At 62.4% G+C, this 14,102-nt stretch carries 13 protein-coding genes; all 13 read left to right on the forward strand.

All coding sequences use genetic code 11. The features are described from left to right. Positions 1 to 51 precede the first annotated feature (51 nt). Positions 52 to 591 carry a protease inhibitor Inh/omp19 family protein gene (locus C6558_RS16530; RefSeq protein WP_025425088.1) on the forward strand — a complete coding sequence of 180 codons (540 nt, stop codon included), beginning with the start codon at positions 52 to 54 and terminating at the stop codon, positions 589 to 591. Between the two features lie 62 nt (positions 592 to 653). Further along, positions 654 to 1,808 carry a cell division protein ZapE gene (gene zapE, locus C6558_RS16535; RefSeq protein WP_025425087.1) on the forward strand — a complete coding sequence of 385 codons (1,155 nt, stop codon included), beginning with the start codon at positions 654 to 656 and terminating at the stop codon, positions 1,806 to 1,808. A 183-nt stretch (positions 1,809 to 1,991) separates the two neighbouring features. Beyond that, positions 1,992 to 2,957, forward strand: coding sequence for a malate dehydrogenase (gene mdh / locus C6558_RS16540; RefSeq protein ID WP_025425086.1), 966 nt, complete (start codon positions 1,992 to 1,994; stop codon positions 2,955 to 2,957). Positions 2,958 to 3,067: 110 nt separating this feature from the next. Continuing rightward, positions 3,068 to 4,261, forward strand: a complete 1,194-nt coding sequence (sucC, locus tag C6558_RS16545) for an ADP-forming succinate--CoA ligase subunit beta (protein ID WP_025425085.1) — start codon at positions 3,068 to 3,070, stop codon at positions 4,259 to 4,261. Between the two features lie 17 nt (positions 4,262 to 4,278). Further along, entirely contained in the window at positions 4,279 to 5,181 is a 903-nt protein-coding gene (gene sucD / locus C6558_RS16550; protein ID WP_025425084.1) for a succinate--CoA ligase subunit alpha, read from the forward strand. 270 nt (positions 5,182 to 5,451) lie between these two features. Further along, on the forward strand, positions 5,452 to 8,448 hold the full coding sequence (locus tag C6558_RS16555; RefSeq protein ID WP_025425083.1) for a 2-oxoglutarate dehydrogenase E1 component: 2,997 nt from the start codon (positions 5,452 to 5,454) through the stop codon (positions 8,446 to 8,448). A gap of 63 nt (positions 8,449 to 8,511) precedes the next feature. Next, positions 8,512 to 9,753 carry a 2-oxoglutarate dehydrogenase complex dihydrolipoyllysine-residue succinyltransferase gene (gene odhB / locus C6558_RS16560; RefSeq protein ID WP_025425082.1) on the forward strand — a complete coding sequence of 414 codons (1,242 nt, stop codon included), beginning with the start codon at positions 8,512 to 8,514 and terminating at the stop codon, positions 9,751 to 9,753. A 66-nt stretch (positions 9,754 to 9,819) separates the two neighbouring features. Further along, entirely contained in the window at positions 9,820 to 10,209 is a 390-nt protein-coding gene (locus C6558_RS16565) for an MAPEG family protein (protein ID WP_025425081.1), read from the forward strand. A gap of 116 nt (positions 10,210 to 10,325) precedes the next feature. Further along, a complete protein-coding gene (locus tag C6558_RS16570) occupies positions 10,326 to 10,751 on the forward strand; it encodes a VOC family protein (protein WP_025425080.1) in 426 nt (141 codons plus the stop codon). Continuing rightward, positions 10,748 to 11,389: a LysE family translocator gene (locus C6558_RS16575; protein WP_025425079.1), complete on the forward strand. Its 642-nt coding sequence runs from the start codon at positions 10,748 to 10,750 to the stop codon at positions 11,387 to 11,389. The genes C6558_RS16570 and C6558_RS16575 overlap by 4 nt, the downstream gene beginning before the upstream one ends. A 2-nt stretch (positions 11,390 to 11,391) precedes the next feature. Next, on the forward strand, positions 11,392 to 11,895 hold the full coding sequence (locus C6558_RS16580; RefSeq protein ID WP_025425078.1) for a hypothetical protein: 504 nt from the start codon (positions 11,392 to 11,394) through the stop codon (positions 11,893 to 11,895). Beyond that, positions 11,892 to 12,644 (forward strand): SDR family oxidoreductase, encoded by a 753-nt coding sequence (locus C6558_RS16585; RefSeq protein ID WP_025425077.1) that lies wholly within the window; start codon positions 11,892 to 11,894, stop codon positions 12,642 to 12,644. Before C6558_RS16580 ends, C6558_RS16585 begins: the two co-directional genes overlap by 4 nt. A 25-nt stretch (positions 12,645 to 12,669) precedes the next feature. After that, positions 12,670 to 14,076, forward strand: coding sequence for a dihydrolipoyl dehydrogenase (lpdA, locus tag C6558_RS16590; protein WP_025425076.1), 1,407 nt, complete (start codon positions 12,670 to 12,672; stop codon positions 14,074 to 14,076). Positions 14,077 to 14,102 lie beyond the last annotated feature (26 nt).

The raw sequence follows: 14,102 nt of genomic DNA on the forward strand, positions 1-14,102 counted from the left end.
CTATATTATCGCGTTGCATCATGGTTCGCGGAACACATCGGGAGTAAAGATATGCGGGTTATTCATGCGGCGGCGGGGCTGGCGGTTGTGCTTGCGCTGACCGGATGCCAGCGGACATCCATGGGTGGCTTCAGCTCCCAGGATTCTTCACCTGCTCCCCTCCAGGCCCAGCCCGTACCGTCGGTCTCGTCGAACCAACTCCCTGATCCCACCGGCAACACGTCACAATTCCCGGCTGCACCGACGGCGGGAACGGCAATGGCCGGTGCCGCTCAACCTGGTACCCAGGTAGCAGCAGCCACCAACGCGCTCGATGTGACCAAGGAATCGATGGTCGGCAACTGGCGCGTTTCGAGCGCCGGCAGCTCCTGCGACATGTTCCTGACGCTGACCAACCTCGGCAGCGGTTCGCGCGGCGGCACGCGTGGTTGCGCCGGCGAGCTGACGGCTATGGGTTCCTGGGAAGTGGCCGGCAAGCAGGTCGTCCTCAAGGACCGCACCGGCAACGCCATCGCTCGCCTTTACAAGACGGCCGATGCGCGCTTCGACGGCTCCACCAATGGCGGCCAGCCGGTCAGCCTCAGCCGCTAATGACCTGGTCCAGCCCGGCTAATCGCCGGGCTTCTTGTTTTCCGGTCCACCTCGGGTGAGACGTGCTCAATCCTGACGACAGCATCTACCGCAAGCTCGAAACACTCGTTCAGAGCGGCGAGCGAAAACGCGATCCGGCCCAGTTCGCGATCGCCCGGCGATTCGATCATCTTTCGGCCGAGCTCCTGGCAAGCAGGCCATCGCGCAAGACCAATGCGCTCGGCTGGCTCTTTGCCTCGCGCAAGAAGGATCATCCCCCGGTCAAGGGGCTCTACATCCATGGCGGTGTCGGTCGCGGCAAGACCATGCTGATGGACATGTTCTTCGAGGCGGTGCCGATCCAGCGCAAGCGCCGGGCGCATTTTCACGAGTTCATGGCCGACGTGCATGAGCGGATCTACAGGCACCGCCAGAAGCTGAAGAACGGCGAGACGAAGCAGGCCGATCCCATTCCGCCGGTTGCCTCCGACCTCTTCGGCGAGGCGCGGCTCCTCTGCTTCGACGAATTCACGGTGACAGACATTGCCGATGCGATGATCCTCGCCCGGCTTTTCAGCGAACTCTTCGCCAAGGGCTGCGTGTTGATCGCAACCTCCAATGTGGCGCCTGACAATCTCTACCGCGACGGTCTCAATCGCGGGCTCTTCCTGCCGTTCATCGATCTCCTGAAGGCGAATGCCGAGATCATCTCGCTCGACACCGATACCGACTACCGCCTGATGAAGACGGACGGCAGCCCGGTGTGGATCTCACCGCTCGGACCCGAGGCCGACGCGGCGATGGCGCAGGCCTGGAACAGGCAAACGGCAGGGGCCGCCGTCGCGCCCGCCGAGGTGCCGCGCAAGGGCCGCAAGATTCCGGTGCCGGCAGCAGCCGGAAAGGCGGCCCGTTTCAGCTTCACCGACCTTTGCCAGCAGCCGCTCGGTGCTGCCGACTATCTTGCGATCCTCGAGCGCTATTCCACCCTCTTCGTCGATCACGTGCCGCATCTCGGGCCGCATGTGCGCAACGAAACCAAGCGCTTCATCCTGCTGGTCGACACGCTCTACGACAACGGCGCCCGCCTCTTTGCCTCGGCCGCTGCCGAACCGCAGAACCTTTTGACGCTGAAGAAGGGCACGGAAGGCTTCGAGTTCGACCGGACCGTTTCGCGGCTGATCGAGATGCAGAGCGCGGAATATGCGGCAGAACATCCTGAAAATATTGCGGTTTCGTGACGCGCGAATGACGATAATTTTTACGTTTACGTAAGAATTTTATGATCTAACCGATTGAAATTGTTCCATCCAAAAGTATCGATTGATATTTTAACGATTGCCGTTTAATGGCTTCCGGCGAAGGTTTGGCGTTTGCGGCGTTTCAGGCCTCGATCAGTTTGGGATCACAAAGGAAGCACTTTCATGGCGCGCAACAAGATCGCACTTATCGGTTCAGGGATGATTGGTGGCACGCTGGCGCATCTCGCCGGCCTGAAGGAACTGGGCGACATCGTCCTCTTCGACATTGCCGACGGCATCCCCCAGGGCAAGGGCCTCGACATCGGCCAGTCCTCCCCGGTCGAAGGCTTCGACGTGAACCTGACGGGTGCCAGCGACTATTCCGCCATCGAAGGCGCCGATGTCTGCATCGTCACCGCCGGTGTCGCCCGCAAGCCGGGCATGAGCCGCGACGATCTGATCGGCATCAACCTCAAGGTCATGGAACAGGTTGGCGCGGGCATCAAGAAGTACGCCCCGAACGCCTTCGTGATCTGCATCACCAACCCGCTCGACGCCATGGTCTGGGCGCTGCAGAAGTTCTCCGGCCTGCCGAAGAACAAGGTCGTCGGCATGGCCGGCGTTCTCGATAGCGCCCGCTTCCGCCTGTTCCTCGCCCAGGAATTCAACGTTTCGGTTCAGGACGTCACCGCCTTCGTTCTCGGCGGCCACGGCGACACCATGGTGCCGCTCGCCCGCTATTCGACCGTTGCCGGCATTCCTTTGACCGACCTCATCCAGATGGGCTGGGTCACCAAGGAACGCCTCGAAGAAATCATCCAGCGCACCCGTGACGGCGGCGCCGAAATCGTCGGCCTGCTCAAGACCGGCTCTGCCTACTACGCACCGGCCGCCTCCGCGATCGAAATGGCTGAAGCCTACCTCAAGGACAAGAAGCGCGTTCTGCCTTGCGCGGCACACCTGACCGGTCAGTACGGCGTCAAGGACATGTATGTCGGCGTTCCCACCGTCATCGGTGCCGGCGGCGTCGAGCGCATCATCGAGATCGACCTCAACAAGGCCGAGAAGGAAGCTTTCGACAAGTCGGTCGCTTCGGTCGCCGGCCTTTGCGAAGCCTGCATCGGCATTGCGCCGAGCCTGAAGCAGTAATCGCGTCCCGTTGAGCGGATGCCTGCATTCGCTCGACCTTTTGTTTTTGCCGCATTTTCGCGGGCGGGTATTTCCCCCGCCTGCAAAATGCTCCAGACAGGAAAAACACCATGAACATTCATGAATATCAGGCCAAGGCTCTCCTGAAGAGCTACGGCGCGCCGGTCGCGGAAGGTGTCGCGATCTTCTCCGCCGACGAAGCAGAAGCGGCTGCCAAGAAGCTCCCGGGCCCGCTCTACGTCGTCAAGAGCCAGATCCATGCCGGCGGTCGCGGCAAAGGCAAGTTCAAGGAACTCTCCGCCGACGCCAAGGGCGGCGTTCGTCTTGCTTTCTCGATCGATGAAGCCAAGGCTCATGCCAAGGACATGCTCGGCAATACGCTCGTCACGGCGCAGACCGGCCCTGCCGGCAAGCAGGTGAACCGCCTCTACATCGAGGACGGCGCCGACATCGATCGCGAACTCTATCTTTCGCTGCTCGTTGACCGCTCGGTCGGCCAGGTTGCCTTCGTCGTTTCGACGGAAGGCGGCATGGACATCGAGGCTGTTGCGCACGACACGCCGGAAAAGATCGTCAACGTCGCGATCAATCCGGAAGCTGGCGTCACCGCCGCTGATCTCGCCAAGCTCACCTCGGCCCTGAAGCTCGAAGGCGAAGCCAAGGCCGACGCCGAAAAGCTCTTCCCGATCCTCTACAAGGCCTTTGTCGAGAAGGACATGAGCCTGCTTGAGATCAACCCGCTGATCGTCATGAAGAACGGCCGCGTGCGCGTTCTCGATGCCAAGGTCTCGTTCGACGGCAACGCCCTGTTCCGCCACGACGACATCAAGGCGCTGCGCGACGAAACCGAAGAAGACGCCAAGGAAATCGAGGCCTCCAAGTGGGACCTCGCCTATGTGGCGCTCGACGGCAACATCGGCTGCATGGTCAACGGCGCGGGTCTTGCCATGGCGACGATGGACATCATCAAGCTCTACGGCAAGGAGCCGGCGAACTTCTGCGACGTCGGCGGCGGCGCCGGCAAGGAGAAGGTCGCGGCAGCCTTCAAGATCATCACGGCCGACCCGAAGGTCGAGGGTATCCTCGTCAACATCTTCGGCGGCATCATGAAGTGCGATGTCATCGCTGAAGGTGTCGTTGCGGCCGTGCAGGAAGTCGGCCTCAAGGTTCCGCTGGTCGTGCGTCTCGAAGGCACCAATGTCGAGCTTGGCAAGAAGATCCTGAACGAATCCGGCCTGGCGATCACCGCCGCCGACGATCTGGACGACGCTGCCAAGAAGATCGTTGCCGCGATCAACGGCTAACTGAAGGACCAGACCTCATGTCGATTCTCGTTAACAAGAACACCAAGGTCCTCGTTCAGGGCCTGACCGGCAAGACCGGCACCTTCCATACCGAACAGGCGCTTGCCTACTATGGCACGCAGATGGTCGGCGGCATTCACCCGAAGAAGGGTGGCGAAACCTGGACCGGTTCCAAGGGCGAAACCCTGCCGATCTTCGCGTCGGTTGCCGAAGGCCGTGAGAAGACCGGTGCGGACGCATCCGTGATCTATGTTCCGCCGGCAGGCGCCGCGGACGCGATCATCGAGGCGATCGATGCGGAAATCCCGTTCATCACCTGCATTACCGAAGGCATCCCGGTTGCCGACATGGTGCGCGTCAAGGCTCGTCTCGACCGCTCCAAGTCGCGCCTGCTCGGCCCGAACTGCCCCGGTATCCTGACGCCGGAAGAATGCAAGATCGGCATCATGCCGGGCTCGATCTTCCGCAAGGGTTCGGTTGGCATCGTCTCGCGCTCCGGTACGCTGACCTATGAAGCCGTGTTCCAGACCTCCAACGAAGGCCTCGGCCAGACGACGGCCGTCGGCATCGGCGGCGACCCGGTCAAGGGCACCGAGTTCATCGACGTGCTCGAGATGTTCCTCGCCGACGAGGCCACGACCTCGATCATCATGATCGGCGAAATCGGCGGCTCGGCCGAAGAGGATGCGGCGCAGTTCCTCATCGACGAGGCCAACAAGGGTCGCAAGAAGCCGATGGCCGGCTTCATCGCGGGCCGTACCGCGCCGAAGGGCCGCACCATGGGTCACGCCGGTGCCGTCGTTTCCGGCGGCAAGGGCGATGCGGAATCCAAGATCGCTGCGATGGAATCGGCAGGCATCCGCGTGTCGCCATCGCCGGCTCGCCTCGGCAAGACGCTGGTCGAAGTCCTCAAGGGCTGACCTCAGAATTGCGTCATCGGGGCCGGCCATCAAAGCCGGCCCCGATGACCGCACTGCCTGCACAAGTCCTTCGGTCGGCATCGATTTAAGGACAAGATCATGCAGCAGGTTGAAAGTGTTACAGCGCCCTTCGCGCGTCCTGATCGACGCACGGCGCTGCAAGGACCCAAAAGCAGGGCGCACTGGATGCGTCTGACAATGATGAACGACCGGGAAAACCCGGCATCCCAACTTAAGTCAGGAGGCGGACCAAAACGTCCGCGAGAACCCATGGCAAGGCAAGAGGCCAACGAGCAATTCCAGCTCACATCGTTTCTGGACGGCGCGAACGCCGCCTATATCGAGCAGCTCTATGCACGCTACGAAACGGATCCGTCGTCCGTCTCGGCTGAATGGCAGGCCTTCTTCAAGGCGCTGGCCGACAAGCCGGAAGACGTGGTGAAGGCCGCCAAGGGCGCCTCCTGGAAGAAGCCCAACTGGCCGATCGTCGCTAATGGCGAACTCGTCTCGGCGCTCGATGGCGACTGGGGTAGGGTCGAAAAGGTCATCGAGAAGAAGGTCAAGGCGAAGGCGGAAGAAGCCGCTGCCGTCACCGGCACCGCCGTGAGCGCGGCAGATATCCATCAGGCGACGCGCGATTCCGTTCGCGCCATCATGATGATCCGCGCCTATCGTGCGCGTGGCCACCTGCATGCCAAGCTCGATCCGCTCGGCCTTGCTGCCCCGGTCGATGACTACAACGAGCTTTCGCCCTCGAACTACGGGTTTGAGGAGAAGGATCTCGACCGCAAGATCTTCATCGACAACGTGCTCGGCCTCGAATACGCGAGCATTCGCGAAATGGTCGAAATCCTCGAGCGCACTTATTGCTCGACGATCGGCGTCGAATTCATGCACATGTCAAACCCGGAAGAGAAAGCCTGGATCCAGGAACGCATCGAAGGTCCGGACAAGGGCGTCGAGTTCACGCCCGAGGGCAAGAAGGCGATCCTGCAGAAGCTGATCGAGTCGGAAGGCTTCGAGCAGTTCATCGACGTCAAGTACAAGGGCACCAAGCGCTTCGGTCTCGACGGCGGCGAATCGCTCATTCCGGCGCTCGAGCAGATCATCAAGCGCGGCGGCCAGGAAGGCCTGAAGGAAATCGTTCTCGGCATGGCCCACCGCGGCCGCCTGAACGTGCTTTCCCAGGTGATGGCAAAGCCGCACCGCGCCATTTTCCACGAATTCAAGGGCGGCTCCTACGCTCCTGATGACGTCGAAGGTTCGGGCGACGTGAAGTACCACCTCGGCGCTTCCTCCGACCGCGAATTCGACGGCAACAAGGTTCACCTGTCGCTGACGGCGAACCCGTCGCACCTGGAAATCGTCAACCCTGTCGTCATGGGCAAGGCCCGCGCCAAGCAGGACCAGATGGCGACAGTGTTCGAAGGCGACATCATCCCGTTGCGCGAACGCTCAAAGGTCATGCCGCTCTTGCTGCACGGCGATGCGGCGTTTGCCGGCCAAGGCGTCATTGCCGAAATCCTCGGCCTGTCCGGCCTGCGCGGTCACCGCGTTGCCGGCACGGTCCACTTCATCATCAACAACCAGATCGGCTTCACCACGAACCCGGCCTTCTCGCGTTCGTCGCCCTATCCGTCGGATGTGGCCAAGATGATCGAGGCGCCGATCTTCCACGTCAACGGCGACGATCCGGAAGCGGTCGTCTACGCTGCCAAGATCGCCACCGAATTCCGGATGAAGTTCCACAAGCCTGTCGTCATCGACATGTTCTGCTACCGCCGCTTCGGTCACAACGAAGGCGACGAGCCTGCGTTCACGCAGCCGAAGATGTACAAGGTCATCCGCGCCCACAAGACCGTCGTCCAGCTCTACTCCGACCGCCTGGTCGCCGAAGGCCTGATGAGCGAAGGCGAAGTCGAGAAGATGAAGGCCGATTGGCGCGCCCATCTCGAGCAGGAGTTCGAGGCTGGCCAGTCCTACAAGCCCAACAAGGCCGACTGGCTGGATGGTGTCTGGTCGGGCCTGCGTTCGGCCGACAACCAGGACGAACAGCGTCGCGGCAAGACCTCCGTGCCGATGAAGCAGCTCAAGGAAATCGGCCGCAAGATCGCCGAGATCCCGGCCGGCTTCAATGCGCACCGCACGATCCAGCGCTTCATGGAAAACCGCGCCAACATGGTTTCGACCGGCGAGGGGATCGACTGGGCGATGGCAGAAGCGCTTGCGTTCGGTACGCTCGTCACGGAAGGCACGAAGATCCGCCTTTCGGGCCAGGACTGCGAACGCGGCACCTTCTCGCAGCGTCACTCGGTTCTCTACGATCAGCAGACCGAAGACCGTTACATCCCGCTTGCCAACCTCACGCCGACCCAGGCCCGCTACGAAGTCATCAACTCGATGCTTTCGGAAGAGGCCGTGCTCGGTTTCGAATACGGCTACTCGCTGGCCCGTCCGAACGCGCTGACACTCTGGGAAGCCCAGTTCGGCGACTTCGCCAACGGCGCACAGGTCGTGTTCGACCAGTTCGTCTCGTCGGGCGAACGCAAGTGGCTGCGTATGTCGGGCCTCGTCTGCCTGCTGCCGCACGGCTATGAAGGTCAGGGTCCGGAGCACTCCTCCGCCCGCCTCGAACGCTTCCTGCAGCTCTGCGCGGAAGACAACATGCAGGTCGCCAACGTCACGACGCCGGCGAACTACTTCCACATCCTGCGCCGCCAGGTGAAGCGCGACTTCCGCAAGCCGCTGATCCTGATGACGCCGAAGTCGCTGCTGCGCCACAAGCGTGCGGTTTCGAGCCTGTCGGAAATGGCCGGCGAAAGCTCGTTCCACCGTCTGCTGTGGGATGACGCCGAGGTCATCAAGGACGGCCCGATCAAGCTGCAGAAGGATTCGAAGATCCGCCGCGTCGTGCTCTGCTCCGGCAAGGTCTACTACGATCTGCTCGAAGAGCGCGAGAAGCGCGGCATCGACGATGTCTACCTGCTGCGCGTCGAACAGCTCTATCCGTTCCCGGCCAAGGCGCTGATCAACGAGCTCAGCCGTTTCCGCAACGCGGAGATGGTCTGGTGCCAGGAAGAGCCGAAGAACATGGGCGCCTGGTCGTTCATCGACCCGTACCTGGAATGGGTGCTGGCTCATATCGACGCCAAGTATCAGCGCGTGCGCTACACCGGCCGTCCGGCTGCGGCATCGCCGGCAACGGGCCTGATGTCGAAGCACATGGCGCAGCTGGCCGCCTTCCTCGAGGACGCGCTGGGGGGCTGATCCTGCCCCCTTGGCGCCGAGCCAATCGATAGAAACAGATATCTGATCAACGGAACAAAAATCATGGCAACAGAAATCCGCGTTCCCACCCTTGGCGAATCCGTCAGTGAAGCGACCGTCGGCACCTGGTTCAAGAAGGTCGGCGATGCCATCAAGGCAGACGAGCCGCTGCTCGAACTCGAAACCGACAAGGTGACGATCGAAGTTCCGGCTCCCTCGGCCGGCGTTCTCTCCGAAATCGTTGCCCTGGCCGGCGAAACCGTCGGTCTCGGTGCGCTGCTTGGCCAGATCGCTGCTGGTTCCGGTGCTGCGGCCGCGCCAGTCGCTGCTGCCGAGAAGAAGGCCGAGCCGGCTGCTGCCGCTCCGGCTGCCCAGCCCGCCGTTGCCGCTGCCGCACCGGCTGCATCGTCGATGCCGCCGGCTCCGTCCGCCGGCAAGCTGCTTGCCGAAAACAACCTCTCGGCCGACCAGGTCGATGGTTCGGGCAAGCGCGGCCAGGTCCTGAAGGGTGATGTGCTCGCCGCGGTCGCCAAGGGCATTTCGGCACCGGCCGCTTCCGAGCCGGTCAAGGTCCAGGCCCGCGCGCCGTCGACTACCGAGGACGTCGTTCGTGAAGAGCGTGTCAAGATGACCCGCCTGCGCCAGACGATCGCCCGTCGCCTCAAGGATGCGCAGAACACCGCCGCCATGCTCACTACCTATAACGAGGTGGACATGAGCGCGGTCATGAGCCTGCGCAACAAGTACAAGGACATCTTCGAGAAGAAGCATGGTGTGAAGCTCGGCTTCATGGGCTTCTTCACCAAGGCCGTCACCCATGCGCTGAAGGAAATCCCTGCCGTCAACGCCGAGATCGACGGCACCGACGTCATCTACAAGAACTTCTGCCACATCGGCGTCGCCGTCGGCACGGACAAGGGTCTTGTCGTACCGGTCGTTCGCGATGCCGACCAGATGTCGATCGCCGAGATCGAGAAGGACATCGGCCGCCTGGGCAAGCTTGCTCGCGATGGCCAGCTCTCCATGGCCGACATGCAGGGCGGCACCTTCACCATCTCCAATGGCGGCGTCTACGGTTCGCTGATGTCTTCGCCGATCCTGAATGCGCCGCAGTCGGGCATTCTCGGCATGCACAAGATCCAGGACCGTCCGGTCGTGGTCGGCGGTCAGATCGTCATCCGTCCGATGATGTACCTGGCGCTGTCCTATGACCACCGCATGGTCGACGGCAAGGAAGCGGTTACCTTCCTCGTCCGCGTCAAGGACAGCCTCGAGGATCCGGAACGTCTGGTTCTCGATCTCTAAGGCAATGACGGGGGCGCAATCGCAGCCCCCGTTTCCTTCTCCGGCCCGTTCTTTCCGGATCCCCTGATGTCGCTGGAACTGACCTACCTGCTCTGGAGTGCCGTCCTCGCCTTCGTCTATGTAATGGCGCAGGCGGGAACCTATAGGCTGCAGAACGGCATCATCGAAGCCGACACCAATCGGGATATGGCGCCCGAGCCGAACGTCCTCACGGGAAGGGCCACCCGGGCGCTGCGCAACTTCCATGAAACCTATCCGGTCTTCATTGCGCTTGCCGTCGTGATCGAGTTTTCGGGTCGAAGCGACGCGCTCAGCCAATGGGGCGCGATGATCTGGTTCTGGGCAAGGGTCGCCTATCTGCCGATCTATATCGGCGGTCTCGGGCTTGTCCGCTCGGCTGTGTGGACGGTGTCTGCCGCCGGGCTCATACTGATGCTGGCAGGTATTCTCGTCTAGAGCGTTTCCGTTTTTCAACGGAGTCTTGGAAACGCTCTATCTATTTGTTTTTACGCATTTCCTGACGGAATCGCTTCGTACTTTTCCTGGAAATGCTCTAGACGGAGGAGCACGACATGGCATTCGGATCCGACGTACCGCCTATCCAGGCACACATCTGCGTCAGGGACGGGTTGGCGGCAATCGCCTTCTACGAGAAGGCATTCGGTGCGGTGAACACGTTCCATCAGATGGCCGAAGACGGCAAGCGCGTGATGCACGCCAACCTGGCGCTGTTCGGCGGCGAGGTCATGATGCATGACGAGTTTCCCGAATTCGGCGGCAGCGTGCTGTCGCCGCTGACCGTCGGCGGCACCGGCGTGGCGATCAGCATCAACCTGCCTCAAGCGGGCGATGTCGATGCGGCCTATGTCCGGGCCATGGCGGCCGGGGCATCGACAGTTCTGGAGCCGCAGGATACGTTCTGGCAGGCGCGTTATGCGCGCATCAGGGATCCCTTCGGCCACGTCTGGGCCTTCAACGCACCGGTCGCACAATCATGAGCCAATATCTTTTCGAACTCGCATCGCTGATGGCGATCTTCACCTTCGCCATCGTCTCGCCCGGCGCCGATCTGGCGATGGTCATGCGCCAGTCGATCGTCCATGGCCGCCGTCAGGCGATCATCACATCCTTCGGTATCGGCAGCTCGCTGATGTTCCACGTGACCTATACGATCCTCGGTCTCGGGCTGATCATTTCGCAGTCGATCTATCTGTTCAACATCGTCAAATGGTGCGGTGTGGCTTACCTGATCTATATCGGGATCAAGGCGCTGCGGGCCGGCCAGACGGAGATTTCGGTCGACGCCGCACCATCAGGCGAACCGGCAAGGAGCCAGTCCGCGATCAAGGCGTTCGGCCTCGGCTTTGCGGCCAATGCGCTCAATCCGAAAGCGGTGTTCTTCTTCCTGTCGATCTTCTCGACGGTCGTTGGCGCCCACACGCCGATCATGATCAAGTTTGGCTACGGGCTGGTGATGGCAACCTGCCTCATCCTGTGGTTCGTCGGCGTCAGCCTGTTCATGACCACGCCGCGCATGCGCACCGCCTTCACCCGCGCCAGCAAGTGGATCGACCGCACCAGCGGCCTGGTGTTCATCGCGCTCGGCCTGAAGCTCGCGACCGAGAAGGCCGTCTGATCATGGTCATTGTCCGCTCTCTGCTCGTCGCTGCACTCGGCGCCGTGGTCGCCACGCCGGCGCTTGGCCAGGAATGCAGCCAGGCGCGCGCCATCTATGGCGACCGCGACGGCGCCTATGAACTGCGCTTCGAGCCGGTGGGATCGGAAAGTGCGGTGACGAGCAATCTTTTCAAGATCGCGGTTCTGAAACCGGGCCTGTTGCTCGACGGTGTCGTCATGCCTTCCGGCGAGCCGGAACGCGCGACCGGCATCGTCATGCACAAGTGCCCCACCGGTGACGTCACCGGCGAAGAGCTTCGCAAATGCACCGTCTGGCAGGGGCCTGTCTATTCCGTCGGCAAGACGGGTGCGATCGACGCGATTCCGGCCGAAACCGCGCCGGCTGCACACCAGATCCTGCTGCCGGATTTCGGCCCCGCCCTTCGCGCGTCGAGCGCCTGGGGCAAGGGCAAGGCCGAAACAGACAGCTGGGACGCCTTCACTCTCAAGGGGTGCGCCGCATGAGTGCTGCGCCCGTTGTTCTCGTCACCGGCGGCAGCCGTGGCATCGGGGCAGCTGTCTGCCTCGGCGCCGCCAGAGCCGGCTGGTCCGTCGTCGTGAACTACGCATCGAACGCCGAGGCGGCAGATGCGGTCGTGGCCACGATCCGGAAGGGCGGCGGCTCGGCGGTCGCGGTCAGGGGCGACGTCGGGTCCGATGCGGACATCAAATCGATGTTCGCCGCCGTCGACAAGGCTTTCGGCCGGCTCGACGGGCTGGTCAACAATGCCGGAATCGTCGGCCCGACCCAGCGCATCGACGAAATGTCGGTTGAGCGGCTCGAGCGGATGTTCCGCATCAACGTGACCGGTTCGATCCTGTGCGCCGCAGAAGCCGTTCGCCGCATGTCGACGCGTCACGGCGGCAAGGGCGGCGTGATCGTCAATATCTCGTCGGTTGCGGCCGAACTCGGCTCCCCGGCGCAATATGTCGACTATGCCGCCTCGAAGGGCGCGATCGACACGTTCACGATCGGTCTTGCGCGCGAAGTCGCCACCGAGAACGTGCGCGTCAACGCGGTTCGCCCCGGCATCATCGACACCGAAATCCACGCGTCCGGCGGCCTGCCGGACCGGGCACGCGATCTCGCGTCAACCATCCCCGTCCAGCGACCCGGCACGGCCGAGGAAGTGGCGGATGCGGTTCTTTACCTCCTGTCCGATAAGGCGACTTACGTGACGGGAGCCATTCTCAATGTCAGCGGCGGACGGTAACCGTCCCTGAAGGAAGGATAATCCAATGGCTTATGATCTCATCGTTATCGGCAGCGGCCCGGGCGGCTATGTCTGCGCTATCAAGGCGGCACAGCTCGGCCTGAAGGTTGGCGTCGTTGAAAAGCGCGCCACCTATGGCGGCACCTGCCTCAACATCGGCTGCATTCCGTCGAAGGCCCTGCTGCACGCTTCGGAAATGTTCCACCAGGCCGGCCACGGCCTGGATACGCTCGGCGTCGAAGTCGGCGCGCCGAAGCTCAACCTCGAAAAGATGATGGCGCACAAGGACGCGACGGTTAAGTCCAACGTCGAGGGCGTTTCCTTCCTGTTCAAGAAGAACAAGATCGACGGCATCCAGGGCACCGGCAAGGTGCTCGGCCAGGGTAAGGTCTCGGTGACCAACGACAAGGGCGAAGAGCAGGTCCTGGAGACGAAGAACATCGTCATCGCCACCGGCTCCGACGTTGCTGGCATCCCGGGCGTGTCGGTCGAGATCGACGAGAAGGTGATCATCTCGTCGACCGGCGGCATCGCGCTCGAAAAGGTGCCGGCGAACATGATCGTCGTCGGCGGCGGTGTCATCGGCCTCGAGCTCGGCTCGGTCTGGGCCCGTCTCGGCTCCAAGGTGACCGTGGTCGAATATCTCGACGCGATCCTCGGCGGCATGGACGGCGAAGTCTCCAAGCAGTTCCAGCGCATGCTCGCGAAGCAGGGCATGGAGTTCAAGCTCGGTGCCAAGGTGACCGGCGTCGTCAAGGACGGCAAGGGCGCCAAGGTGACGTACGAGCCTGTCAAGGGCGGTGACGCCGTGACGCTCGATGCCGATGTCGTTCTGATTGCCACCGGCCGCAAGCCCTACACCGACGGTCTTGGCCTTGCCAAAGCCGGTGTCGTCATGGACAAGCACGGCCGCGTCGAGATCGACAACCATTTCCAGACGAGCGTTGTCGGCGTCTACGCCATCGGCGACGTCGTGCGCGGCCCGATGCTGGCGCACAAGGCCGAAGACGAAGGCGTTGCGGTTGCCGAGATCCTCGCAGGTCAGGCCGGCCACGTGAACTACGACGTCATCCCCAGCGTCGTCTACACCCAGCCGGAAGTCGCTTCCGTGGGCAAGACCGAGGAAGAACTGAAGGCAGCGGGCGTCGCCTACAAGGTCGGCAAGTTCCCGTTCACGGCAAATGGCCGTGCGCGGGCGATGCAGGCGACCGATGGTTTCGTCAAGATCCTCGCCGACAAGGAAACCGACCGGGTTCTCGGCGGCCACATCGTCGGCTTCGGCGCCGGCGAGATGATCCACGAGATTGCCGTTCTGATGGAATTCGGTGGCTCGTCGGAAGATCTCGGCCGCACCTGCCATGCGCATCCGACCATGTCGGAAGCGGTCAAGGAAGCGGCGCTGTCGACCTTCTTCAAGCCGATCCATATGTGACGATTTGGCAGGGGGCTGCGACAAGC

The organism is Ensifer sp. NM-2 (genome assembly GCF_003024455.1).
In the GTDB taxonomy this organism is placed as follows: domain Bacteria; phylum Pseudomonadota; class Alphaproteobacteria; order Rhizobiales; family Rhizobiaceae; genus Ensifer; species Ensifer canadensis.

Excerpts from the sequence above, each read along its gene's own strand:
- C6558_RS16530 (WP_025425088.1), top strand. The coding sequence starts at position 52 with ATGCGGGTTATTCATGCGGCGGCGGGGCTGGCGGTTGTGCTTGCGCTG.
- mdh (WP_025425086.1), top strand. The coding sequence starts at position 1,992 with ATGGCGCGCAACAAGATCGCACTTATCGGTTCAGGGATGATTGGTGGC.
- sucC (WP_025425085.1), top strand. The coding sequence starts at position 3,068 with ATGAACATTCATGAATATCAGGCCAAGGCTCTCCTGAAGAGCTACGGC.
- sucD (WP_025425084.1), top strand. The coding sequence starts at position 4,279 with ATGTCGATTCTCGTTAACAAGAACACCAAGGTCCTCGTTCAGGGCCTG.
- C6558_RS16555 (WP_025425083.1), top strand. The coding sequence starts at position 5,452 with ATGGCAAGGCAAGAGGCCAACGAGCAATTCCAGCTCACATCGTTTCTG.
- odhB (WP_025425082.1), top strand. The coding sequence starts at position 8,512 with ATGGCAACAGAAATCCGCGTTCCCACCCTTGGCGAATCCGTCAGTGAA.
- C6558_RS16565 (WP_025425081.1), top strand. The coding sequence starts at position 9,820 with ATGTCGCTGGAACTGACCTACCTGCTCTGGAGTGCCGTCCTCGCCTTC.
- C6558_RS16570 (WP_025425080.1), top strand. The coding sequence starts at position 10,326 with ATGGCATTCGGATCCGACGTACCGCCTATCCAGGCACACATCTGCGTC.
- C6558_RS16575 (WP_025425079.1), top strand. The coding sequence starts at position 10,748 with ATGAGCCAATATCTTTTCGAACTCGCATCGCTGATGGCGATCTTCACC.
- C6558_RS16580 (WP_025425078.1), top strand. The coding sequence starts at position 11,392 with ATGGTCATTGTCCGCTCTCTGCTCGTCGCTGCACTCGGCGCCGTGGTC.
- C6558_RS16585 (WP_025425077.1), top strand. The coding sequence starts at position 11,892 with ATGAGTGCTGCGCCCGTTGTTCTCGTCACCGGCGGCAGCCGTGGCATC.
- lpdA (WP_025425076.1), top strand. The coding sequence starts at position 12,670 with ATGGCTTATGATCTCATCGTTATCGGCAGCGGCCCGGGCGGCTATGTC.